This window comes from Roseateles sp. YR242 (assembly GCF_900109745.1).
GTDB lineage: Bacteria > Pseudomonadota > Gammaproteobacteria > Burkholderiales > Burkholderiaceae_C > Roseateles.
In genome coordinates this window covers 117,316-141,254 of sequence record NZ_FOAV01000005.1, presented here as the reverse complement: position 1 = coordinate 141,254, position 23,939 = coordinate 117,316, and the positions used below count along the sequence as shown (strand labels likewise).

Below are 23,939 nucleotides of genomic sequence, written 5' to 3'. Positions count from 1 at the left end.
GCATCATGGGAACCACTGCACGTCCAGACTCGCTCCAGCGCTACCGCGAGAAGCGGGATTTCCGCATCACCCCTGAACCGGCGGAGGGCCACGATGAACTGGAGGCGCCGCCTCGTCGCGGACGGGCGACGGCCTCAACGCGTGCCGCGACGGCGGGTAAGGCCGGTGACCGGCAGGCGCGCCACCGCGCGGCTGCTGCGGGCCAGACCTTGTCCTTTGTCATCCAGAAGCACTGGGCCAGCCACCTGCACTACGACTTCCGGCTGGAACTGGACGGCGTGCTGCTGAGCTGGGCCGTGCCCAAGGGGCCTTCGTTGGACCCCCGCCAGCGCCGCATGGCCGTGCATGTGGAGGACCACCCGGTGTCGTATGGGGGCTTTGAAGGCACCATTCCGCCCAAGCAGTACGGCGCCGGGGAGGTGATCGTGTGGGACAACGGCACCTGGGAGCCGGTGGGGAATCCGCAGGCCGGGCTGCGGGAGGGCAAGCTGGTGTTTCGGCTGCATGGCCAGAAGCTGGCGGGCCTGTGGCAACTGATCCGCACCTCGCGCGGGGACGCCAAACGGGAGCAGTGGCTGCTGATCAAGAAACACGATGCCTGGGAGCGTCCCCATGCGGATTACGACGTGACCATGGCGCTCCCGGACAGCGTCGTCGCCAAGCCCCTGGGGATGCGGGAGGAGCGCGAACCCGGACAGGAGGCGAAGCAGGAGCCGAAGCAGCAGCCGACGCAGGAACTGAAACAGGCATCCACGTCCGCAGGGCGCCGCTCGGCGGGCCCAGCCGAAGCTGCCCACGAGCCGTCCAACGAAGCTGCCAACGAACCTGCCAGCCAAGCGTCCAACCAAGCCTCTAGCGAGATGGCCACGCTCGATCTGAGCCAGGCGCGCAAGGCTCGGCTGCCGGCCCAATTGGCGCCCCAACTGGCCACTCTGGTTTCTGCCACGCCCCCGGGGGACTGGATGGCCGAGGCCAAGTTTGACGGCTACCGGCTGCTCACTCGCATCGACAAGGGCAAGGTTCAACTGATCACCCGGGGTGGCAATGACTGGACCCACCGCATGCCCACCCTGGCCAAGGCCTTGCAGGCACTGCCGGTGGACACGGCCTGGCTTGACGGGGAGGTGGTGGTGCTGGGGCCGCACGGGGCGCCGGAGTTCAACCGCCTGCAAAACGCCATCGGTCGCGCCGGACGGGCCGCAGCAGAAGCGGGAGGGAAGGCGGGAGGGAAGGGGGCAGGGAAGGCGGACATCGTCTATTTCCTCTTCGACCTGCCGTTCCTGGAAGGCCACGACCTGCGTGAAGTCCCGTTGGTGGAGCGCCGCCGGGCGCTGCGCATCCTGCTGTCCGGTCAGCCGGACGACCACCTGCGGTTCAGCGAGGCCTTCGAAGCGCCGCCGGAACAAATGTTGGAAGCGGCCTGCCAGATGCGCCTGGAGGGCTTGATCCTGAAGCGGCCGGACAGCCGTTATGTCTCGGCACGCAGCGACACCTGGGTCAAGCTCAAGTGCCAGTTGCGCCAGGAATTCGTGGTGGTGGGTTTCACCCCGCGCAGCGATGCGCCCTCTGGATTGGGCAGCCTCCTGTTGGCTGTCCGTGATGAAGGCGAGGGGAGCCGGGGGGGGAAAGCCAGCCCGACGCGAGGCGCTAACGGTGCCAATGGCGCTAATGGCGCCAATGGCGCTAATGGCGGGAAGGCCCCGAACACCGGCACCCGCCAAGAGCCAGGCCCGGCGTGGCGCTATGCCGGGCGGGTGGGCACGGGTTGGTCCCTGGCGCAAGGCGGAGCGCTGCGCCGTCAACTGGACGCCCTGGCGACGGAACGGCCGCATTTCAGTGCGGAAGACATCAAGCGCAGCCACTGGGCGCGCCGCCCGGGCGGCGACGAACGGTGGGTGAGGCCGGAGATGGTGGTGGAGGTCACCTTCGCGGAATGGACGCCGGACGGCCACATTCGCCATGCCGCCTTCCAGGGCGTGCGGGAAGACAAGCCCGCCACGGAGATCGGCCGTGAAGCGGCCCGGAGCCCGGACAAGGTCACCCAGGCCGATGAACCGTCGGTCAAAAAGCGCGCCAAGGCCTCGACGCATGGCACATCGGCTGCCGCGACCAGGGCCACCCCATCCCGCAGCGTGTTGTCCGCCTCAGGTCCAACGGCCACACCGGGCAAGCTCCGCATCACCCACCCCGAGCGGGTCATCGACGAAGCCTCCGGCGCCACCAAGATCGAACTGGTGCGCTATTACGAAAGCGTGATCGACTGGCTGATGCCCCACCTGGCCCAGCGCCCGGTCGCCCTGGTGCGAGCCCCCGACGGCGTGGGTGGCCAGCTCTTCTTTCAGAAGCATGTGCAGGGCAACGACCTGATCGTGATCCACAACCTCGCCGGGTTGCTGCAATTCACCCAGCTCAATACGGTGGAGCTGCACACCTGGAACAGCCGGACGGACAAGCTGGACAAGCCCGACCGCCTGGTGTTCGACCTGGACCCCGGGGAAGGCGTGACCTGGCCGCAGGTGCGCGAGGGGGCCCAACTGGTGCACGGGCTGCTCCAGGAACTGGGCTTGCAGTCCTGGCTGAAGACCAGCGGCGGCAAGGGCCTGCATGTGGTGGTGCCCTTGGCCCGCCGCGCTGATCCCGATACTTGCAAGGCCTTCAGCCGCGCCGTGGTGGAGCATCTGGCGGCCACGCTGCCCAAGCGCTTTTCCGCCAAGAGCGGCCCGCGCAACCGGGTGGGCAAGATCTATGTGGACTATCTGCGCAATGGGGAGGGCCAGACCACCGCGGCGGCGTTCTCGGTGCGCGCCCGGCCCGGGCTGGGGGTCTCGATGCCGGTCGACTGGGCGCAACTGCCCGAGCTCAAGGGCGGTGACCACTGGAACCTGGGCAACGCCCGGGACCATCTCAGCTTCGTGAAGACCGATCCCTGGAAGGACTTCTGGCGCTGCCCGCAGACATTGACGGTCGGGACTAAGTTGCTGATGGGTTGATCGCCCGCAACAGCGCGTCCGGGTCGGTGGGCTTGACCAGATGGGCGTCGAAGCCGGCCTCGCGGGCCCGTTGCCGGTCGTCCTGTTGCCCGTAGCCCGTGAGCGCAATGAGCCTCAGGGCCGACAACGCGGGTTGAGCGCGGATGCGCTGCGCCAGCTCGTACCCCGTCATGCCCGGCAGGCCGATGTCCAGCAGCGCCACATCCGTCGGGGTCTGTTCCAGATGGCGCAGCGCCTCCGGTCCGCTGTGCGCCTGGGCCACCGTGTGGCCGTCCAGCGTCAGGATCATGGCCAGCGAGGTGGCGGCATCTTCGTTGTCATCCACCACCAGGATGCGGCGCGGCTGGGTGATCGGCCGGGCGGGGGCGGCGGCTCGGGCCATTTCTTCGGTGAGCACGGGCAGGCGCAGCTCGAAGCGCGAACCCCGGCCCGCGCCGTCGCTGAACACGGCCACCGTGCCGCCATGCATCTCCATCAGGCGTCGCACCAGGGACAGGCCGATGCCCAGGCCGCCCTGGGACCGGTCCAGCGTACGGTCACCCTGCACAAAGAGATCAAACATCCGCGCCTGCAGATCGGGCGGGACGCCGATGCCGTCGTCGCTGACATGGATCACGGCTTGCTGGCGCTGCTCGTCCTCACTGAGCACCAGCTGGATGTGCCCCTCCGGATCGGTGTACTTCGCGGCATTGGTCAGCACATTGGCCACGCACTGCACCAGGCGTGCCAGGTCGCCACGCACCCGCAGGGGCCGGCCGCTGGTCTGCGCGAAATGATGCCGGCGCTCCCGCATGAGGGGCTCCACGGTTTCCACCGCCTGGGCGAGCACATCGTTCAGCGCAACCGGGCCGAGCTGCAGTTCCACCCGACCCTGGGTGATGCGGGAAACGTCCAGCAGGTCGTCCACCAGCCGGGTCAGGGTCTCGACCTGGCGCCGGATGATGGCCACCATGCGTTGGCTGCGGATGTCGGGCATGTCCAGCCGGGCCAGCACATCGCCCGCGCTGCGGATGGGGGCGATGGGGTTGCGCAGCTCATGAGCCAGCATGGCCAGGAACTGGTCCTTCTGGCGGTCGGCCGCCTCCAGGTGGTGGCGAGCCTGCACGTGCGAGGAAATCTCGCGGAAGTAGCAGACCACCCCGTGGTTCCCTTCCGGCAGCGGAATGCGGTGGGTCTGCCACTCATAGGCCTCCGGTGCGCCGCGGTCGGACCGCTCGGCGATGAACTCCGGGACGTGGAAGGTTTCACCGGTCTCCAGCGTCGCCCGGAAGCGCGCCACGATCTCTGCGGCCAGCGCCGCGCCCCATTGCCGCCGCACCATGGCGGCGAAATCCCCGCCCACCCTGTCGTCCGGATGGCCGAAGGAGCTGCGCGCCGTGGGATTGGCCTCGCGCAACTGCAGGCGCCCCTGGACCTCATGCACCAGGAAGACGCCCATGGGGGCGGCGTTGAGCAGGGTTTCGAATTGCGCTGTGCGGCGAAGTGAGGCCGCGTCGGCGGCCTGGCGCATGTGGCGCAGCTCCAGCAGGGCGCCCAGGCGGGCCAGCAGCTCGCGGGCGGAGAAGGGTTTGATCAGGTAGTCGTCCGCGCCCGCATCCAGGCCTTCGATACGGGCCTCCTCACCGGCCCGTGCGGAGAGCAGCACCACCGGGGTGCCCTTCAGGCGCGGGTCGGCCCGGACAGCGGCCAGCAGGCCCAGGCCATCCAGCCGCGGCATCATCACGTCGCTGACCACCAGGTCTGGCGGCTGGCGGCGGGCAGCCTCCAGCGCCGCCAGGCCGTCGGCCACGGGCTCGACCTGATAAAAGGGTGCCAGCAGGTCGCGCACGTAGGCCCGCATGTCGGCGTTGTCGTCGGCCAGCACGATGCGCGCGCCAAAGGTGGGGGCAAAGCGGCGGTCGGCGACGACCCATGGCCGATCTGAGCGCTGGTCGGATGGCTGGTCTGAATACGGGTCCGAATGCCGGTGTTCGAGCGACGGCAGTGCAGCGGCGCTGCCGTTGGGCCCGGGGGCGAACGTTCCGGCCCCCCCTCTGGATCCCGGCACCGGGAGTTGCGGGGACTGGGAACGGCGGACAGCCCCCTCCGTTTCGGGCAACCATCTCAGTGCTTCTTCCACGAAGGCCCGGGCCGTCGGGGTGGCGCCTGCCGAGGGGGAGAACAAGGTCACCCGCTGGTCGGCAGGTACGTGGTCCTGCCCAAGGGCAATGGCCGCCCTGAAGACGGTGCCGACCCCTTCCTGGCTGGTGACGGTGATCTCGCCCCCGTGCAGCTTGACCAGTTCCTGCACCAGCGCCAGGCCGATGCCGGAACCCTCATGGGTGCGCCCCTCGACGCCGGCGATGCGGTGAAAGCGCTCGAACACCCGGGGCAGTTCCTGCGGCGCAATGCCCACACCGGTATCGGCGACCTCCAGCCAGGCCTGATGGGCGTCCTGACCCAGACGCAGGCTCACCTGGCCTTTCAGGGTGAACTTGAAGGCGTTGGACAGCAGGTTCAGGACCATCTTCTCCCACATGTCCCGGTCCACGTAGACCGGCTGGTCCAGCTCGGCGCAGGAGACCTCGAAGCGCAGCCCCGCCCGTTCCATGGCAGAGCGGAAGGTGCTGGCAATGTCACGCGTGAGTGCGGCCAGGTCCACCGGCTCGAACCGGGCCTGGGCTCGGCCGGCCTCCAGCCGGGAAAAATCCAGCAGCGCGTTCACCAGCCGTTGCAGGCGCGAGGTGTTGCGCAGCACCAGCGCCAGCCGGTCGCGCTGGTGCTCCGTAAAACCCGGGGCGGTGAGCAGTTCCTCCAAGGGCCCCAGCATCAGGGTCAGAGGGGTGCGGAACTCGTGGCTGACGTTGGAGAAGAAGGCCGTTTTGGCACGGTCCAGTTCGGCCAAGGCCTCGGCGCGGCGGCGTTCCGCCTCGTAGGCTTGCGCATCCGTCAGCGCGGCGGACAACTGGCCCGCCACCAGATGCAGGAAGGAGCGGTACGCCTCATCCACCGGCCGCCGGGTGCTGTAGCCCACCATCATGAAACCCGCCAGTTCATGGCCAGCCCCCCGCAGCGGCAGCAGCAGCGCCTTTTGCACCGGCTCGGGCCAGGGCGCCATCGTCACCTGTAGCGCCAGCGCTTCCAATGAGGGCAGCTCCTGAGGGCTTTGCTGCAGGTAGAGCTCGGCCAGCGGCCAGCCCGCGGGTGGATGCGCCACCGACAGTTCTGCGGGCAGGCGCGCCTCCAGGGCGGGGGCGGTGGCGGCGGCCCTCACAACCCGGTCGCCGCCGGGTGCGGTGAGGTAGAGCGCGGCGAAGGGGGCGTCCAGGGGAAACTCCGCCAATACCTGGCAGGCGGCCCGGCAGCAGTGCTGGCTGTCCTCGGCCCCGGTGGCGCCCGCTGCCAGGTCGCGCAGCACCCGCAAACGGCGTTCGCCAATCACGCGTTCCGTCACTTCGGTGACCACGCACAGCATGCCGGCCACCTGATTGTTGTCGTCATAGACCGGGCTGTAGGAGAAGGTGTGATAACTCTCCTCTTTGAAGCCGTTTCGCTCCAGGTAGAGCAGCAGACCTTCATCCCATGTCGCTTCTCCCTGGGTCAGGACATGCGCAATGCGTGGGCCGATGTCCGGCCAGATTTCCTCCCAGACCTTGTCCGCGCGGGCGCCCAGCACCCAGTCCCGCTTCAGGCCTACGGTCGGCAGGTAGGCGTCATTGCAGAAGAAGGTCATGTCAGATGACCAGAGCATCCACATCGCGTAACGCGAGTCCAGCATCACCCGGACGATGGTCTTGAGCGACTGCGGCCAGCCGTCAGGCTCACCCAGGGGAGAGCGGGCCCAGTCGTGGGCGCGCATGCGTGCACCCATCTCTCCACCACCGCGCAGGAATGGCGGGGTGGGACGCCCCGCTTCAGCCGGCGGCGCACTCAGGGGCGCCAGCGCAAGCGGCGCCGGCAGCCCATGATGGTGGGAGTCTCCTACAGACGAATGCATGCGGTGGGGTTTCGTTTCGGTTCGGTGAGCCGGGACAGTCTACAAGTGCCGCAGGCGTACGGGGAGCCTGTGCGCAGCATGAATGAGGCATGGCACCCCCTGAGGCGCCCGGTACACTGGCAGCGATTCCACTTTGAAAGCCGCCTTGAGTTCCAGCCTGCTATTGGTCTTCCTGCTGATTGCCGTCAGCGCCTTCTTTTCCATGGCGGAGTTGTCCTTGGCCGCTTCGCGCCGGCTCAAGCTGCGCCAGTTGGCGGATGAAGGGGATGCCCGTGCGGGGCAGGTGCTCAAGGTTCAGGAACAGCCCGGTTACTACTTCACGGTGGTACAGATCGGCGTGAACACGCTGGCCATCCTGGCCGGTGTGGTCGGCGAGGGGGCGCTGACCCCCCATTTCGAATCGGTGTTGCGCCCCTGGATGGAAATCGACCTGGCGCAACGGCTGGCATTTGCCCTGTCCTTTGGCAGTGTCACCATCATGTTCGTCGTGCTGGCGGACCTGCTCCCCAAACGGCTGTCCATGAATGAGCCGGAACGGGTGGCCATGGTGCTGGTCGGCCCCATGCTGTTCCTGACATTGGTGCTGCGCCCGCTAGCCTGGGCCCTTAATGCGGTGTCCGATCTGCTGCTGCGCCTGCTCGGCCGGCCGGTTTCGCCGGACAACACCATCACCCATGCGGACATCCTGGCCCTGGCCGAAGCCGGCCACCAGGCCGGTGTGGTGGCGGACGCCGAACAGCAGGTCATTGAAAACATCTTCGAGTTGGACACCCGCACGGTGGAGTCGTCCATGACCTCGCGCGAGCGGATCGTCTACTTCACGCTAGACGACGATGAAGCCCTGGTGCGCACCCGCATTGCGGATTCGCCGCACTCGACCTACCTGGTCTGCGAGCAGGACATTGATCAGGTGGTGGGGTATGTGGATGCCACCGATCTCTTCCAGCGGGTGTTGCTCGGGGAGGTCATCAGCCTGCGGGCGGAGCCGGCGCTGATCAAGAAGGTCCTGATCGTGCCGGACCGGCTCACGCTGGCCGAGGTGCTCACCCAGTTTCGCCAGGCCCATGAAGACTTTGCGGTCATCGTGAATGAATACAGCCTGGTGGTGGGGGTCATTACCCTGAACGACGTGATGTCCACCGTGATGGGGAGCCTGGTCCGTACCGATGAAGAAGAGCAGCAGATCATCCGCCGGGATGACGGCAGCTTCCTCGCTGACGGGATCACCCCCATCCCGGATGTCCAGCGCTCCCTGGGCCTGGACGATTTCCCACATCCGGGCCAGTACGACACCCTGGCGGGCTTCCTCATGGTCATGCTGCGCCGTATTCCAAAACGGACCGACGTGGTGGAGTGGGGTGGCTGGCGCTTCGAGGTGGTGGACGTGGACAGCCACCGGGTCGACCAGGTCATGATCGCCCGGGTGGCGCAGCCCCCCCCGTCGTCAGTCCATCAGGAGTGAGCGTCCGTCATACCGATTGGCTTGCACCGGAATCGGATAGCGGTGCGAGGCTGTCAACGCACGCATGAAGCCTGGCGTCCGGGCACGCATGATGTCTTCCTCCATGCCTTTGAACGCATACTGCACGCTGCTCAGAATGCTGGTTTCCTGCTGACTGGAGAGATGGCCGATGAAGAAATTCTCGGTCTGGGCCAGCAGGTCGGTGTTGATGGTGGAGGGGGATTGCGTCGAATAGACGATGCCGATGTTGAACTTGGCGCCTTCCTTCGCAAACCGGGAATACACGTCGATGACGTTGCCGGCATTGGGCGGGAAGATCATGTGCGCCTCTTCGAAATAGATCTGCACAAACCGGCCGTCCATTTCGTTGCGTACGAACTTGCCTTCCTGCTGCAGGAATACCGCCACTGACAAGGTCTTGGCGAAGTAACGAATGATGCGTTCATTCGCGCTGCCCAGATCCACGATCACCGTGCCGCCCTGGTCGATGGTGCCCAGAATCTCCGTGATGAAGTTGTCCACGTGAGGTGAATGGAAGGGCGTTGCAGGCCGCAGCACGTAGGGCCCCGCGCCTGCCTGCGGATAGAGGAAGCGCGCCATGATTTCTTCGTCAGAATCGAAGATGAAGCTGCCTTGCTTGCGTAACGCGGGGTCGTTGGGGTAGGAGAGGCTGAAACGCAACATCAGCGAAATCTCGGCCACCATCTCGGCGAAGGTCTTGGGCTGCGGAGGCGCGGATGTGCCGTTGACCGCCTGGTAGGCGGACATGCGAAGCGGCTGGTTGAAGCTGGGGGTGAAGGGGAAGGTGTAGCCCAGGGTCGTCAACACCTCCGTCAGGCGCGCTTCGTTCTGTTCAAACCCGGCATGGTGCAGAACGGTCCAGTACACCATCAGCTTGCGCAGGCGGCGCTGCACCAGGTCCGGGGGTTCGTCCTTGGCAAAGCGCAGGGTCGGCAGTCTGCATGAGAGCAGGGGGCGGACGTAGTCCGTGTCCGCGACTTCGGCAGGCAAGAGCTCATGCAGCGTGGCCATGGCGTCCTCGGGGCGCTCATGAAAATTGAAGCGCAGCATCTTGGCGTTGGGCCCGCCGGCCTTTTTCTCGGAGAGGTAATACAGCGTGCAGCGGTCGGCATAAACAGCACCGATGTTGTCGGCACCGTCCTGGGGGTTGCTGTTGGCATATTCGCCATTGACGTCAAAGATGAGCTGGCCCACATCCCGCCGCTCGGCGGTCACGTCCAGCATTCCCTGTACCAGCAGCTTGACCACGTTGGACTTGCCCAGCCGGGTCTTGCCGAACATGGCGGTGCGGCGGCCGCGGATGTCCAGCATGGAGAGGCAGGCGGTGACGCCACCGTCGCGCTGGTACACCTGGGATTCGTCGTGCCGCAGCAGGCCGAAGCGGATGCGATGCTTCGGATTCACCGTGCCGTTGATGAAAAAGTCCTGCATGCGAGGGCTGGGGGCAAAGGCGGCATAGCGGTCTGCATGCTCCAGGTGGCCGGGCTCGCCGGAGAAGGTCAGGGCGGGTCGGTTGCCGATGCTGGAGCCTGGATTGAGCAGATAAGCACCCACCAGCCGATACCGAACGAGCATGAAGTGTGCCTGCGCTCGGCCATCGATAGGGCCGTTCTGCGTCAGGGCCTGGACACGGGCCTCCCTTGCCGTACCGGGCTCGGGCCAGGCGGGATGGTCGACCAGCCTCAACAGGAGCAGACGGTCGGTGTGTACGGCCGATCTGTCGGGCGGGCCGTCGGCCGACGACACCGTGTCGCCACTGAGCGATTCGGTCATGAAGCACATGGCACCACGGCACAGGGCCGGATGCAGGCTCCATTGGTCGCGATGCGCCAGGATCACGACCTGGTCATGGCAGAGTTCGACAACGGGGCCCAGCCACTGGCTGGGGAGCATGTCTTCAGATTGAACGAGCATGGAAGAGGGGAAGCTATCAAGGAGAAGCGGGCGAGAGTCGTGTGCCCGGTTGGGGTGATGTGCTGGCGACTACCAGGGGCAGGCTCGGCGGCGTTGGGGCCTGTGGCCGTTGCTGCTGTTTTTCACGCTGGTCCAGACGGGCCAGGTGTTGAAGCACTTGGCGCGCGTAGCGCTCCCGCTTCACGGGATCCCTCGCGTTGTAGGCGCCCAGGGCCGCCACGGTCGGCCCCATCCGCTTCAGGTTGTCCCCCAGGATCCAGGCGCCCACCATGATGTTGGTGCAGGGTTCCCACAGGTCTTCAGCGCGGACGCCGTACCGTGCCAGCAGCGGGAACCAGCTGGAGTTGATCTGCATGAGGCCGACGTCGGTCGAACCGTTGGTATTGCGGTTGACCGCTCGGGGATTCATGCCCGACTCCTGCTGCGCAACGGCCATGAGGAGCAGGGAGGACATGCCGTAGCGATAGGAAGCGAGCTCAAAGCACTGCACCAGGACCTGCGCGGTCCGGTGTGTGAGCGGGGGACGCGCTTGGGCGACGGCGCGGCGAGTCTGTGTTGGCTTGGGGGCCTGCGTTAACGCCTGAGCTTGCGTGGGTGGCAGGGAGGTGGACGTCACCCCTGGTTGTAACGGTGGGGAGGATGCTGGTGCCGCGGATGAGGTTGGCGTTGGTGAGGATGGCGTGGATGCGGCATGGCCGCTGACCGGCATCAGCACGGCTACACCCATTGACAGCGCCAGAACCAACCGTGGCTGCCATTGCGCGCCGACAGCCGACCGCCGATGTGCATGCCCATGCCCGGCGCTCGGGCGCCGGGTCAGCCGGCTCACATCGATGGCGGTCGTGGCGCGGCTGGTCATGGCGATGGCGCAGTAGAGGTCACCGTGGGAGTCGCCGTGATCCCGCTTTGCATTTCGAAAGCGGTGGCAAAGAACCCGGCCATCATGCCGGCGAGCGTCAGGCCTGCCACACCCATCAGGATGGCGTTCAGGCGGCCCGCCGAGGCCTGGATGGAGCGTTCGATCCGATCAATCGAGCCGATGCCAATCTTCACGAAGGCAGCGATGGGGTCACGGCGCTCGGAGGCATCCTGCACCCGGTCCTCCAGCGCCTTGTTGAGCACGCCGGTGGAGAACGCCTGGCCGAAGTGGGTGGACTGTTCGCTGGAGAGGCGCGACAGGATCTGGCGCAGATGCCAACGCATCCACGGGGAACTGAAACGGGTGGCCCGTTCCAGCGAGGAGCGCAGCGACACGCCCGCACGCATCAACGAGGAGATGGAGACGATCAGCATGGCGCCCGAGAAGTCCCGGTACAGACTGTAGGGCGCGAGTCGATCCAGCCGGCGGCGCACCACACCTTGCCAGCGGGGCAGCGACATGCCAAAGGTGACCAGCAGCCCGACCACACCCAGGGCGAGCAGCAATCCATAGTGGCTTACCAGGTAGGAGACGGCATACAGCACCTTGCCCAGCGGCGGCCAGCGCTCCGGCGGGAGCAGGTCGGCGAGGATGGGAACGGCAAACAGCGAGAAGCCTGTCAGCAGCGCCGCAAACAGCACCATCAGGATCACCGGGTAGACGACTGCCTTGCGCACGGTGCGGAACATCTGGTCGACTTTTTCGACGGTGTCGGAGAGGAAATACAGGCCGCGGGCCAAGCCGTTGTCTCCACCTCCCTGGAGCGCGTCGATCAGGATGAGCTCCGCGTTGGGCACCAGGCCGATCAGGGCCTGCGAGAGCGAGCCCCCCATGGCTTCACGCAGCATGTGCCGGTAGAGCAGGGCGTCCCCGCGCGAACGCACGCGGCCGCGGGCCTCGTACTTGCGCAAGATGGTGAACAGGGGCACCTTGTCTTCCAGGGCGCTGGCCATGTCGTAGTAGAAATCGGCTCGCCGTTGTCTCAGCCGCTGCGCGGCCAGTCGGAACAGGATCCAGTCGATGATCGGCATGGCAATGCTCAGTGTTCTTGAAGCAGCGAATCAGCCAGCAAAGAGGCATGGCCGAAGGCACGTTCGAAATAGAAGGGGTCCACACGGCCTTGGGACAGGTCATACAACACATGGCCCCAGGCCTCCTTGCCGTCCATGTCGGGGTCGGTGAAGGGCGCCGTGCGGCGGCTGCGCCAGTAGCGCTTGGCCTCCAGGTCGCGCCGTTGCAGCAGCAGCTCCAGCAGGCGAAGGTCGGGCACGATCACTTCGGCACCCACCTTCAGGCCCATCGTGCCGTTGCGCACACTTTGGCTGTAATCGATCATGGGTTTGCGGCAGTGCGGGCAACCGGCATCGCTGGCGCAGAAGATGTTCTCCGTTGGAATGCCGAAGCTGTTCTCGTAGAGAGACAGCGCCTCGCTGGTCATGATGCTGCGCGCCGGTACCTTGCAATGCTCGCAGTTCAGGGGGACAAGCACCTGGTACACCAGGGCGGAGATGAACTCAGGGCTGCAAAGGTCTTCACGGTGAAGGCCGACGATGTGGGAGTTCAACCGGTTCACCACGCCCAGTGCGGAGGTGGCATGGACGGTGGAGAGGATCTTGTGCCCGGTCTGAATGGCCACCTGCGCCATGTTGGCGGAGAGGGAGTCCCGTATCTCACCGAACAGCCCGACGTCCGGGTCCATCCGCAGAAAAGACAGCATCGCGCCGTGGAATGGGTTGCTTCCCACATCCGCTTCCAGCGCGCCGCGCTGAACGGAGAGGTGGCTCGCGCCGGAGAGCTCATATTCCACCGGGTCTTCGATGGTGATGAGCTTGCGGGTCCCGTCGCGTGCCAGGTAGGCCAGCATGGTGTTGAGGGTGGTGGTCTTGCCGGAGCCGGTGATGCCCGCCACAAAGATGCCACCCCATGCAGAACTCAAGGCGTCGTGCAGGCGCTCCACCTGCCAGGGGGTGTAGCCCAACCGTTCCAGCGTGAGCTGGGCGGTGCGGGCCGCATGGTTGGAGCGCAGGATGCGCATCACCACATCCATGCCGCCCACGGCGGGGTGGCTCTGGTAGCGCAGGGTCAGTCGCTGGTCGGGCAGGTCCAGCGGAATCATCGCCCCCTGGGGGACCGAGCCGTTGAAGGCCACCTCGCTGCGGGAGTTCTCCTCGGCCAGCACCGTGTAGGCCGCGGAAATGCCATCCATGACGATACGGGCCGGAAAGCTGCCGAGCGACCGCATCAGGCCATCCAGCCGGACGCGTGCCCGGCCAATCTCTCCACGGACCTCCAGGTGGAGGTCGCTGGCGCCAGCAATCAGGCAACGGTGGATGATGCTGCGGAACCACTCCAGGGGGGACGAGTTGGCCACCATGGTTTCGATGGCGCGTGCGCTTTCGCCTTCCGCTTCGCCACCCAGGACACGGTGCTGCGTGCGGTAGGCGATCAGCTCGAAGATCTCCGGTGTGGCCGTGTAGAAACCGGTGAAGTCGAAGCCCAGGCGCTTGCTGGCCTGAACGACGTGATACCAGTCCGGGCTGCGCAGTTCGTCCTCGGTGGACAGCACCAGGAAACGCTGGGCCGGCAAGGCCAGCGCCAGCAGCTTGTGCTCTTTCTCGCGGGAGACGCGGACCTGCCGCTCCTCCTTCCCGGCCATCACGTTGTCCGAGACCACCGACAGCACGTGGTCATAGGGGGGCAACTGGGCATAGTCAGTGATGTGACGGGAGCTTCCGGGAGCCGCAGCGGCGGCCGGGCTGGTGGCGTCCACCGCCGACGGCCCATCCTCTGGCCGATCACCTGATGGCGGGCTGACTGGCATCTCAATACACCCCACCTGGGGCCATGGCGACCGACCCACTCAATGGCAACTGGCTGGCCCGCAGTGCCGAGGGCGGCAACGCGGCCGATTCAGGCCCACCCACGCGGCTGTCCGCCGCCGTATAGAACGGATAGCTGGACAGCGAACTGCCGCGTTCTGGCGGCGGCAGGACAATTGACGAAGGCCAGCGGCTGGCCGCCCGGTGGCCTGCCATCGGCGCGACTGTCACACCGGTGCTGCTGATGGTGCGTACGGTCCAGGGGCCTACGCGCACCGTGCCGCCATCCCCGGCCAGCTTCACGGGATAAATGCGGCCCTGGTAGTACAGCTCGGCTTCCAGGTGTTTGTTCATGCCGGAGATGGACCACACCCTGGGCAGCTCATCGGCCTTCGAATCCTGGACGGGGGGGGGCGGCAGCATCGGTGCGGTCGATGCCGGCGCGCTGGTATCAGTTCCCAGCATCCGCCGTGCGGCGGCTTCCAGTTCCTGGGCCTTCTTGCGCCGGGCCGACTCGATGATCTGCTGCATGGAGGACGAGGCCGCCGACTGATTCGCTTCCTCGCCCTCTTCGCGGGCGATAGCGGTGGAGACGGTCAGGACGAGGCCGCTGCTCAGCGCCAGCAGAGCGGTGCAAACCGTGCGGATTGCGGCGGGGGCCTTAATAGGACTTGCCTTTGGCATAGACGTTTCCGGTAAGTGTGTAAGTGATCTGGGTGGGCGCCAACTGGACGGTGAGGGACTCCGGGACGGCCGACGGCGGCAGGTCGATGGCCGGCAGTGACCACATGCCATCGACGATGCGCCACTCCATGGCCACCACCGGTTGTTGAATAGCCTGCAAGCTGGTGACGCTGGACGGGCCGAACAGGCGGGCCGGTTTCAGCGATGTGACATTGGCCGCGCCGCCTGCTGCAAGCGCCAGATCCTGTAGCCGGCTGCCCCAGGTTTCGGGCACCTCGCCCACCCTGGGCAGGGTGGGGCGGGCGAGCGCCTGGTGATCCGATTGGTGATTCGCTTGCTGATCTGCCACATCCCAGCTGTGGAAGGTGGTCATCGACGCGCCCAGCACATCGTTGTTGTTGGACAGCGTCCCGAACCGGGGCTCCCGCACGCCTACCGGCGGGCGAGTGAGGAAGTCCTGAAAGTTGCCGTAGTTGCGGGTCCAGGTGGCCACGCACTCGCGGGAGGCCTGCGTGCATTCAAATCGCTGAAGGGCCCAGCCTTCGCGGGTGATGGGCAGGCGATTCAGCAGGCCGCGCCATTGGTCCAGCACCACGTTGCCAGGGATGCCCGCCCTGGCCAGCATGGCATTGATGTTGGCCTCGTACTGGCGGTTCGGATCGTTTTCCCGGGCCAGCCGCGCAGCTTCGTCAGCCGCCTTGCGCTGCTGGTGTTGCGACCAGAGAAACGACCCCAGGGCAGCGCTCAGCACCACAGCGGCGGTGCCGCCACCCAGCACGGTTCTGCGCAGCGCGCGGTTGATCAGCGGTCGCACCAGCGACCCGGCTTCGGGCATCTCGAAGACCGTCTGGGTCTGCAAGACTTCGCTGTTCGGGATGGTGTCTCCCAGGTCGGTCGCGACGCGGACATCCTGGTCAATATGGATGTCCCGGAACTCCTTCAGCAGGGCCAGCGCAGCATCGAGGCCACTGAGCAGCCGGTCGAAACCGGGCACCGGGCGACGGTCCATCAGGCCGACGAAGGCGACCCCCCGTTGACCGACCGAGATCAGGACCGCTTCAGCCCCGCCGGAGCAGAAGCGCTCGACCAGCATCACCACCGCCGCATGCGGTTTGCCTGAGCCCGCCTGCACCGCCTTGGCCAGGCCGATCAGGCTCTTGTCGGGCAGCATGGTGGCAAAGTTGTAGCCCAGCTTGCGCGCGCGCTGAAACTCGGCGTCTGGCGCGCTGCGGTTCTGCGTGGGGCTCCATTCCAGCTCGAAGACCAGGCGGGTGCCGGCAATCACGCAGCTTTTGGCGACGGACTCCGTACCGAGCCCCTGCAACCCGCCGTTGTCGAACCCGGAGGCGCCGAACCCGGCGGAACTGCTCAGGGAGGCGGAACCATGATTGGATGACATGGCCGCTCCTTTACCGGTCCGTCAGGCGGGGCGTGATCAGAATCACCGTGCCTTGCTTGGCACGGCCCCCTCGCTTGGAGATGGGCAGCAGGCCACGGACGATGTCCGAGTCATCGGCCTGGGTCTGTTCCCGCTCGTAGCCGACCAGCACCAGCGTCTGCCCCGCCTGAACGCTGATGCGCTGCAGCGAAGAGAAACTCACCGTGTTGGGCAACTGGATGGACTGCGCAGTGGCACCGCTGCCGCTGGTGAAGGCCTTGATCTCTCGCAGTTCACTCACCTGCATGGCGGTTTGCAGCAGCACGCGGTTGGAGTCCAGGATCACCGGCAGGATCATCAGCCCCAGACCGGTGGAGATCGAGCCCGGGGTGAGGGCGCCCGCGGTCGTGATGCCAGTGGAGCCGTTCACCACAGCCGCAGTGGTCTGCCGGACGTAGGACTGGGTCTGCAGCGAGCCCACCGGAACCGGCATGCGGTTGGTGGTGGTGACCACACTGGAATAAGCGGTGGCCACCGTGCCATATTCCTGTAGCGATTCGGCCACCAGCTTGCTGGGGGAGGCGCGCGAGCTCGACGGTGCCAACACGAAAGACAGCGACCCGGGGGTGTTGCCCGACAGTGCGCCCGGGCCTTGCGGGCCAGTCAGCGACCATTGATTCCCGCCGACCTTGCCCATCACGGCCTGCCAGTTGATGCCGTTGCTGTATTGGTCGGTCAGGTTGACCTGCAGCACCTCGACCTCCAGGGAGACCTGTCGCAGCAGGCTGGTGTTGACCTCCTGCAGGAAGGCCTCGACCCGTTCCACATTGTTGAGCGCGTCCGTCACGGTCACCAGGCCGGAGCGAGGGTCGACCTGCAGATGGGCGCGGGCGGAGAGCATGCCTTTGAGCGAGTCTTTGAGACCGGCCCAGTAGTCGCTTTCGGTCGTGAAATCGACGGTCAGGGTGCCGTTGCTGCCGCTGCCACCGCTGCTGCTGTTCCCGCCACTGCCGCCGCCACTGCCGCCGCTCTCGCTGGAACTGTTGCCGCCAAAGACATCGAAGCTGCCGGTGGTCTTGAGGCCGTTGGGCAGCGCCTTGACGAGGATGGAGCGGGTGACCAGACGGCTGAAGACGATCTTGCCCCCGGTGTATTCCCACTGCAGGCCAGCCCGGGTGGCCACCTGGTTGAGCAGCCCAGCCAGCGGGCCGGAATAGTCCAGCTCCATGGTGTTTTGCAGGTCACGTGGCTGGATGGCCAGCGTGCGCGCACCGGCGGCCACCGCCTGCTGGCTGAGGGCGGTGTGGTTGTCGCCAGCCTTGGCGTTGGCGTTGGCGTTCGCGGCCGGGCCTGCGGCTTGGGCATCCGTACCGAGCATGCCGCCAGGCGCGTAATCGCTGGCATTGCCCAGGGCATCCGGCGTCATGAGGACGGGAATGTCGATGAGCCGGGAAATCAGCTCCGCCACGGTCGCCAAGGGATGGCGCCCGGGATAACGCAGGGTCACCTGGCCGATATGGGTGGGCAGCGTGGCCGCGCGCTGCATGGGGATGGAATGCCTTGCGAAGCGGGGCACGGTGTCGGCCTGCACCATGGGCGGCAGGCGCTGCGGCTCACGGGCTTGTGCCTGGAAACCGCCCGTGCGGTCCTTGGCGTCCTGATATTCACGCTGAGCCACCTGGGTGGCTTGTATGGCGCAGCCGCTGGAAAGCACACAGCCCATGAACAGGGCCAGGCGTCGTGGGAGTGCGGACACAGACATATCTTTGTTTTTGATTTGGATCAACGCCGTTCTCCGTCAAGCATGTAGCGCACAACGCGAACGACACGGGTGTCTGGATTGATGCGGGCCTGCACCGGGAAATCGGTGTCCCGCAGGGCCGTCATGGCCTGATCCAGGGCCTGCAGAAAGTTGCCATTCAGGGTGACCTGGGCATCAATGGCGAAATCGCGATCGACTTCCCAGACCAGTTGCCAATTGGCGATTCGTGTCCAGCGCAGCAAGGTCTGGCGGAAACTCTGGTCGGACAACTCCACCGTCCATTCGGTCGGCGCTTCAGCGCGCATGGCCTTCAAGGCGTCGGCCTCAGTGCCGGCCTCAGTGCCGGGGAGGAGGGGTTGTGCACGTGGCGTGCGGATCCATTCCACCTCGCCGTAACCGGGGATCTCTGCCCGGGCTGCCGGCAAGGGCGTGCTGGATGGCGACGAAGACGTCGAAGATGCCGGGGCGGCAGCCTGGGCGCCGGCGGCCAATACCAAGGCGAGTGAGGGAAGAAGCCTGAGTGTGTTCATGACGAGCCGAAGCCCAGGCTTCGCAGCGCGAAACCCAGGCAAGTGGAAAAGTTAGATGGCGATAAATGCGTGCACGACCATCGTGCTAGTGCTGCTTCCATTCGTCGAGCCGCGGCACTGCGTGGACATCGTGCCCAGATTGATCGAAGCGTCCTGGCCAGGACCCTTGATCAGATCTGCGTCCGCAGGTTTGCTTGTTAGGGGGCCACTCGGCACTGTGGTGTTTTGGTCGACCCACAGCGCCTGGGCCAAGGGTGCGAGGCCATTCACGACGGTGGCGCACATGTCCCTGGCCACACCGGTCGCGGTCACGACATAACCACGCGTGACACCGTCAAAGTTGATGGTGTTAGAGAGGCCCTGGATGAAGATGTTGCCGCCGAAAGCGTTCGTCACGGTGGCGGTCTCGCCCTCCCAGCTCACCGCGTTGGGGGAGAACGCACCGAGTGAAGCCGCATTGCTGGTCGTGATTGTGCTGAGCGTATTGGAGTTGGCGTTGGCCGCCGAGCCCACCAATGCCGCGTTGATTCGCGGAATCTCGCTCAGCAGATTGTTAGCACGGTTGTTGGACAGGATGCGTTGCACGCCGACCAGCGAGCCGACGATGATCACGGAGATGATGGCCAGGGCGATCGACAGTTCGATCAGCGTGTAACCCTTCTGCCGCTTGGCGAAGGTCTTGGCGCGGAGTGCGTGGGAGTGGTGGTTCATGAATAAAGGTCCTGGTAAGGGGGCCGTTGAATAGGTTTCGACGCGCCACGCTGACAGCCGGTAAGTGAACTGAGTGGAGCGCCGATGCCGCCGAGTGCGACGACATGGAGCGGAATCCTAGGTTCGTAAGTGATAAAAAGAACTTCCATCAAATGCTAAAAATGACCGCATGGATGAGTTAGGTGCCTCTCTCGATTTGCATGGGAGCGGTGGGGTGGCCCATCCGCGCGGTGACCTTTGGCGCCCCCTTGTGGCGACTTCCAGTTAGTGGCGGTGAGCCACAATCCGGGCATGAATTCCGAACGTTCACTTGATGCCGTTTCTCACGAAACGCCGGCCGTGCCTGCTGGCGTGGCCGCCCGCGCCGCCGAACTGCGCGACCAGCTGCATCACCACGCCCACCTGTATTACGTGCTGGACACCCCGGCGCTGCCCGATGCCGCCTACGACCAGCTGTTCCAGGAGCTGCAGGCGCTGGAAGCCAGCCATCCGGCCCTGCTGACGCCGGATTCCCCCACCCAGCGGGTCGGTGGCCGGGTGCTGGAAGGTTTTATTCCCGTGCGGCACACCGTGCCAATGCTGTCCATTCGTACCGAGACCGACACCCAGGCCACGGGCGCTGAGAATTTCGATGCCCGCGTGCGCCGTGAGCTGGACCTGGAACCGAATGCAGCCCCGGTGGCGTATGCCGCCGAGCTCAAATTCGATGGGCTGGCCATCAATCTGCGGTACGAACACGGCGTGCTGGTGCAGGCGGCCACCCGCGGCAATGGCGAAACCGGGGAAGACGTCACCCAGAACGTGCGCACCATCGGCCAGATCCCGCTGAAGCTCCAGGGGGGCGGGGCCCGGGCCGACGTGCTGGAGGTGCGCGGCGAGGTCTACATGCGCCGTGACGATTTCGAGGCGCTGAACGAGCGACAGCGCCAGGCCCATGAAAAAACCTTCGTCAACCCGCGCAATACTGCAGCCGGGGCCATCCGCCAACTGGACCCCAACCTGGTACGGCAGCGACCGCTGAGCTTCTTTGCCTACGGTCTGGGTGATGTGCAGGGCTGGGACATTCCCCCCACCCACAGCGCCATGCTGGATGCCCTGCAGTCCTTTGGCCTGCCGGTGTGCGCCGACCGCGCCGTGGCACTGGGCGCCGAAGGCCTGGTGCAGTTCCACCAGGCGATGGGAGCCAGGCGCGATGAGTTGCCGTTTGACATCGACGGGGTGGTCTACAAGGTCAACAGCCGAGAGCTGCAGCGGCGCCTGGGATTTGTCTCACGCGAACCGCGTTGGGCGGTGGCCCACAAGTACCCGGCGCAGGAACAGATCACCCGCCTCAATGCCATCGACATCCAGGTCGGCCGCACCGGCAAATTGACACCGGTGGCCAAGCTGGAGCCGGTGTTTGTGGGCGGCACCACGGTCAGCAATGCGACCCTGCACAACGTCTTCGAGTTGCGCCGCAAGGGCGTTCGGGTGGGTGACGAGGTCATCGTGCGCCGTGCGGGCGATGTGATCCCCGAGATCGTCGGCAAGGTGGATACCCAGCGCGCGCAATACGTGCCCAATTTCCACATGCCGCGCCATTGCCCCATCTGCGGCAGTGACGTGGTGCGGGAGCAGGGCGGCATCGACCACCGCTGCAGCGGCGGCATCTTCTGCCCCGCACAGCGCAAGCAGGCCTTGCTGCACTTTGCGGGCCGTCGGGCCATGGACATCGAAGGCCTGGGCGACAAGCTGGTGGACCAACTGGTGGATGGCGGCATCGTCACCAGCCTGCCGGGCCTCTACAAGCTGGGCGTGGCCAAGCTGGCGGCGCTGGAGCGCATGGGGGAGAAGAGCGCCCAGAACCTGTATGACGCCTTGCATAAGAGCAAGACGACCACGCTGGGGCGGTTCCTGTATGCATTGGGCATCCGCCACGTGGGGGAGACCACGGCCAAGGACCTGGCCAAGCACTTCGGCAACATGGATGCGCTGATGGCAGCAACCGAGGAGCAACTGCTGGAGGTCAAGGATGTGGGCCCGGTGGTGGCCAAGAGCATCGCCGCCTTCTTTGCAGAACCCCATAACCGGGAGGTGGTGGAGCAGTTGATGGCTGCCGGTGTGGATTTTCCGAAAACCGACGGCGCGGCCGCACAGCCGCAAGGCCCGCAGCCGCTCCTAGGCAAGACGCTGGTGCTCACCGGCTCGCTGCCCACGCTCTCCCGTGACGAAGCCAAGGCGTTGATTGAGGCGGCGGGGGGCAAGGTGAGCGGCTCGGTGTCCAAGAAGACGAGTTACGTGGTCGCTGGCGAAGAAGCCGGCTCCAAGCTGGACAAGGCCCAGGAACTGGGCATTGCGGTGGTGGACGAAGCGGGCCTGCAGGCGCTGCTCAGCAGCCCGCCCGTTGAGGCGAGCGGCGAGGGCCGTAGCGAAACCGGCGGAGAAACCAGCGGCCAGGTGGGCGGCACGGTGGGCGGCCCGGTGGGCGGCGAGACCAGCGCCGGCTAAGTCGAGGAACAGCCGGCACTCGGCGCGACCCGCGCCGTTGCAGCGTCGGGGCTGGCCACCCGCCGCCGCCGGATGGCCATGGCCATTGCGGCGGCCAGCAGGCAGGCCGCGCCCGCCACGTACAGTGCCGGCGCATAGCTCAGCAACAGGCTGCGGCTCAGGCCGGCGCCGTAGGCGGCCACGGCGGCGCCCATCTGGTGCCCGGCGAAGATCCAGCCAAACACCAGGCCCACCTGGGCGGGCCCAAACCGGTCGGCCGTGAGCCGCACGGTTGGCGGGACGGTGGCGATCCAGTCCAGGCCATAGAACATCGCAAACAGGGACAGCCCGTACAGAGTGAAGTCCGCATGCGGCAGCCACAGCAGCGACAGTCCCCGCAAGCCGTAGTACCAGAACAGCAGCTTGCGGGTGTCGTACCGGTCGCTCAGCCAGCCTGAAGCGATGGTGCCGATGAAATCGAACACCCCCATCATGGCCAGCACTGAAGCGGCCGGCACGGCGGCCAGCCCGTAGTCCCCGCACAACGAGATGAAGTGCGTCTGCACCAGACCGTTGGTGGAGAGGCCGCAGATGAAGAAGGTGCCGAACAGCAGCCAGAACGTGGGCTCGCCCACGGCCTCGCGCAGGGCGATGAAGGGCGTGGCCCAGGTCACCGGCGCCGGCGCGGATGCCGATGCCGATGCCGATGCCGATGCCGATGTGGGAGTTGGTGTTGCTGTTGGTGTTGCTGTTGCTGTTGCTGTTGCTGTTGCTGTTGGTGTTGGTGTTGGTGTTGGTGTTGGTGTTGGTGTTGGTGTTGGTGTTGGTGCCGGTACCGCGACCTCGTCAACCGCAGCCGGCTGGCCGTATGGCGTCAGCCCGAGATCGGACGGTCGGTCCTTCATCAGCATCCACACCAGCACCATCACCACCAGGCACAGCACGGCCATTGGCAGCAGGGGAGCCCGCCAGCCACCGTGCTGGATCAACCAGGCGGCGATCGGCAGGCAGACCAACTGGCCCGTGGCTGCGCTGGCCGTCAGCACGCCCATCACCAGGCCACGGCGTGTTGCAAACCACCGGCTGGAAACCACGGCGCCCAGCACCAGTGCGGTCATGCCGCTGCCCACGCCCAGCACCACACCCCACAGCGCCACCAGTTGCCACAGCTCCCGCACAAAGCCTGCCATCAACATGCCGCCGCCCACCAGTGCCAGCGCGGTGCTGACCACCGCCCTGACGCCAAAGCGTTCCATCAGCACCGCCGCGAAGGGCCCCATCAACCCAAAGAGCGCAAATCGCAGGGCTAGCGCGGATGAAATCTGCCCCGTGGTCCAGCCGAACTCCTGCGACAGGGGCTGCAGCATCGCGCCCGGCAGGCCCAGCGCGGCAGACATGAACAGCATGGTCAGGAAGGTGAGCCCTGCAATGACCCAGCTGAAATGCAGGCCACGCTCACGCAATTGGCGGGACAGGGAGTCGGCAAGCATGCGGCCTCGACTTGTTTTGATGAAAGTCAACATCGTAACGGCGATGGCTAGATTCAATGATGACCATACTCAAAACGGGGCCGCTTGCCGGTTGATCGGTCTGGCCGGGGGGCCTCTTTAGAATGAGTGACCGCCAGAAGGCGTCATCGCCACAGCCAACGCACAGGCGGTTTCCGTGCACCAAGGAGTCTTCATGAAAGTCACCAAGCAACAGTCCGCCGCCAACCGCCAGGCGCTGGTGGATGCCGCTGCGCGGCTGTACCGCGAGCGTGGGGTGGCCGGGGTGGGGTTGGCCGAGATTTCCCGTGAAGCGGGCTTCACGCATGGGGGTTTTTATGGCCGCTTTGACTCCAAGGAGGCCCTGGCGGCGGAGGCCTGTACGGCGGCGATGGACATGGGGCTGGAGCGTCTGACCACCCAGTTGAGCCAGCAGGGGGGGGACTTGCGTCAGCATCTGGAGCGCTATCTGAGCCCGGCCCACCGCGATGCACCGGGTGCCGGATGCGCCATGGCGGCGCTGGCGGTGGATGCGGCCCGGGAGGGCGGGCAGCTCGGGCAGGCGATGAGCGATGGCGTGGCCGCCTATCTGCAGACCCTGGCACGGCATCGGCCCGATGGCACGGTGATGGCCGTGCCCGACGCCGAGGACAAGGCCCGGGCGATCCTCCTGGTGTCCGCGATGGTGGGCGCGCTGACACTGTCGCGTGCCTGTGCGGCCGCAGCGCCAGAGTTGTCAGAAGAAATCCTGACCATCGCCCGAGAGGCGCTCACGGCCGGCTTTGGCCATCAGGCTAGGGCAGGGGTTTCGGCCACCTGA

15 protein-coding genes are annotated in these 23,939 nt (G+C 66.0%); 4 read left to right on the top strand and 11 right to left on the bottom strand.

Annotation, left to right across the window (positions count from 1 at the left end):
- The first annotated feature begins 5 nt into the window (after nucleotides 1-5).
- Nucleotides 6-2,990, top strand: coding sequence for a DNA ligase D (ligD, locus tag BMY53_RS11910; RefSeq protein WP_092946698.1), 2,985 nt, complete (start codon nucleotides 6-8; stop codon nucleotides 2,988-2,990).
- Here ligD and BMY53_RS11905 read toward each other — a convergent pair.
- Nucleotides 2,971-6,966 carry an ATP-binding protein gene (locus BMY53_RS11905; protein WP_255370159.1) on the bottom strand — a complete coding sequence of 1,332 codons (3,996 nt, stop codon included), beginning with the start codon at nucleotides 6,964-6,966 and terminating at the stop codon, nucleotides 2,971-2,973. The two genes, ligD and BMY53_RS11905, sit on opposite strands and share 20 nt — an antisense overlap.
- A gap of 145 nt (nucleotides 6,967-7,111) precedes the next feature.
- Here BMY53_RS11905 and BMY53_RS11900 point away from each other — a divergent pair, with 145 nt between their 5' ends.
- On the top strand, nucleotides 7,112-8,428 hold the full coding sequence (locus tag BMY53_RS11900; RefSeq protein WP_310732112.1) for a polyamine export protein PaeA: 1,317 nt from the start codon (nucleotides 7,112-7,114) through the stop codon (nucleotides 8,426-8,428).
- Here the strand turns inward: BMY53_RS11900 and BMY53_RS11895 are convergent.
- The 9 genes from BMY53_RS11895 to BMY53_RS11855 all read right to left on the bottom strand — a co-directional run bounded on the left by BMY53_RS11895 (nucleotide 8,411) and on the right by BMY53_RS11855 (nucleotide 19,166).
- Nucleotides 8,411-10,363 carry a helicase HerA domain-containing protein gene (locus tag BMY53_RS11895; RefSeq protein ID WP_092946696.1) on the bottom strand — a complete coding sequence of 651 codons (1,953 nt, stop codon included), beginning with the start codon at nucleotides 10,361-10,363 and terminating at the stop codon, nucleotides 8,411-8,413. The genes BMY53_RS11900 and BMY53_RS11895 overlap by 18 nt on opposite strands.
- A 16-nt stretch (nucleotides 10,364-10,379) precedes the next feature.
- Nucleotides 10,380-11,072 (bottom strand): lytic transglycosylase domain-containing protein, encoded by a 693-nt coding sequence (locus tag BMY53_RS11890; RefSeq protein ID WP_092946898.1) that lies wholly within the window; start codon nucleotides 11,070-11,072, stop codon nucleotides 10,380-10,382.
- A 146-nt stretch (nucleotides 11,073-11,218) separates the two neighbouring features.
- Nucleotides 11,219-12,313: a type II secretion system F family protein gene (locus BMY53_RS11885; protein ID WP_092946695.1), complete on the bottom strand. Its 1,095-nt coding sequence runs from the start codon at nucleotides 12,311-12,313 to the stop codon at nucleotides 11,219-11,221.
- Between the two features lie 8 nt (nucleotides 12,314-12,321).
- Nucleotides 12,322-14,052, bottom strand: a complete 1,731-nt coding sequence (locus BMY53_RS11880; protein WP_218151225.1) for a GspE/PulE family protein — start codon at nucleotides 14,050-14,052, stop codon at nucleotides 12,322-12,324.
- A 52-nt stretch (nucleotides 14,053-14,104) separates the two neighbouring features.
- Complete coding sequence (locus tag BMY53_RS11875) at nucleotides 14,105-14,785, bottom strand: hypothetical protein (RefSeq protein ID WP_143074040.1); 681 nt, start codon at nucleotides 14,783-14,785, stop codon at nucleotides 14,105-14,107.
- Nucleotides 14,763-16,184: a type 4b pilus protein PilO2 gene (locus tag BMY53_RS11870; protein ID WP_092946692.1), complete on the bottom strand. Its 1,422-nt coding sequence runs from the start codon at nucleotides 16,182-16,184 to the stop codon at nucleotides 14,763-14,765. The genes BMY53_RS11875 and BMY53_RS11870 overlap by 23 nt, the downstream gene beginning before the upstream one ends.
- 10 nt (nucleotides 16,185-16,194) lie before the next feature.
- Nucleotides 16,195-17,919, bottom strand: coding sequence for a secretin N-terminal domain-containing protein (locus BMY53_RS11865; RefSeq protein ID WP_177200841.1), 1,725 nt, complete (start codon nucleotides 17,917-17,919; stop codon nucleotides 16,195-16,197).
- A 26-nt stretch (nucleotides 17,920-17,945) separates the two neighbouring features.
- On the bottom strand, nucleotides 17,946-18,455 hold the full coding sequence (locus BMY53_RS11860; protein WP_092946690.1) for a toxin co-regulated pilus biosynthesis Q family protein: 510 nt from the start codon (nucleotides 18,453-18,455) through the stop codon (nucleotides 17,946-17,948).
- Nucleotides 18,456-18,506: 51 nt separating this feature from the next.
- Nucleotides 18,507-19,166: a prepilin-type N-terminal cleavage/methylation domain-containing protein gene (locus BMY53_RS11855; protein WP_092946689.1), complete on the bottom strand. Its 660-nt coding sequence runs from the start codon at nucleotides 19,164-19,166 to the stop codon at nucleotides 18,507-18,509.
- 291 nt (nucleotides 19,167-19,457) lie between these two features.
- Here BMY53_RS11855 and ligA point away from each other — a divergent pair, with 291 nt between their 5' ends.
- Nucleotides 19,458-21,653: an NAD-dependent DNA ligase LigA gene (gene ligA / locus BMY53_RS11850; RefSeq protein ID WP_092946897.1), complete on the top strand. Its 2,196-nt coding sequence runs from the start codon at nucleotides 19,458-19,460 to the stop codon at nucleotides 21,651-21,653.
- Here the strand turns inward: ligA and BMY53_RS11845 are convergent.
- Entirely contained in the window at nucleotides 21,650-23,122 is a 1,473-nt protein-coding gene (locus BMY53_RS11845; protein WP_092946688.1) for an MFS transporter, read from the bottom strand. The genes ligA and BMY53_RS11845 overlap by 4 nt on opposite strands.
- A 193-nt stretch (nucleotides 23,123-23,315) precedes the next feature.
- Here BMY53_RS11845 and BMY53_RS11840 point away from each other — a divergent pair, with 193 nt between their 5' ends.
- On the top strand, nucleotides 23,316-23,939 hold the full coding sequence (locus BMY53_RS11840; protein WP_092946687.1) for a TetR/AcrR family transcriptional regulator: 624 nt from the start codon (nucleotides 23,316-23,318) through the stop codon (nucleotides 23,937-23,939).

What these genes read in the sequence shown, in the direction of transcription:
- BMY53_RS11890 (WP_092946898.1), bottom strand. Translation starts at nt 11,072, where the DNA reads ATGCCGGTCAGCGGCCATGCCGCATCCACGCCATCCTCACCAACGCCA.
- BMY53_RS11895 (WP_092946696.1), bottom strand. Translation starts at nt 10,363, where the DNA reads ATGCTCGTTCAATCTGAAGACATGCTCCCCAGCCAGTGGCTGGGCCCC.
- BMY53_RS11870 (WP_092946692.1), bottom strand. Translation starts at nt 16,184, where the DNA reads ATGTCATCCAATCATGGTTCCGCCTCCCTGAGCAGTTCCGCCGGGTTC.
- BMY53_RS11845 (WP_092946688.1), bottom strand. Translation starts at nt 23,122, where the DNA reads ATGCTTGCCGACTCCCTGTCCCGCCAATTGCGTGAGCGTGGCCTGCAT.
- ligD (WP_092946698.1), top strand. Translation starts at nt 6, where the DNA reads ATGGGAACCACTGCACGTCCAGACTCGCTCCAGCGCTACCGCGAGAAG.
- BMY53_RS11840 (WP_092946687.1), top strand. Translation starts at nt 23,316, where the DNA reads ATGAAAGTCACCAAGCAACAGTCCGCCGCCAACCGCCAGGCGCTGGTG.
- BMY53_RS11860 (WP_092946690.1), bottom strand. Translation starts at nt 18,455, where the DNA reads ATGAACACACTCAGGCTTCTTCCCTCACTCGCCTTGGTATTGGCCGCC.
- BMY53_RS11885 (WP_092946695.1), bottom strand. Translation starts at nt 12,313, where the DNA reads ATGCCGATCATCGACTGGATCCTGTTCCGACTGGCCGCGCAGCGGCTG.
- BMY53_RS11875 (WP_143074040.1), bottom strand. Translation starts at nt 14,785, where the DNA reads ATGCCAAAGGCAAGTCCTATTAAGGCCCCCGCCGCAATCCGCACGGTT.
- BMY53_RS11855 (WP_092946689.1), bottom strand. Translation starts at nt 19,166, where the DNA reads ATGAACCACCACTCCCACGCACTCCGCGCCAAGACCTTCGCCAAGCGG.
- ligA (WP_092946897.1), top strand. Translation starts at nt 19,458, where the DNA reads ATGAATTCCGAACGTTCACTTGATGCCGTTTCTCACGAAACGCCGGCC.
- BMY53_RS11905 (WP_255370159.1), bottom strand. Translation starts at nt 6,966, where the DNA reads ATGCATTCGTCTGTAGGAGACTCCCACCATCATGGGCTGCCGGCGCCG.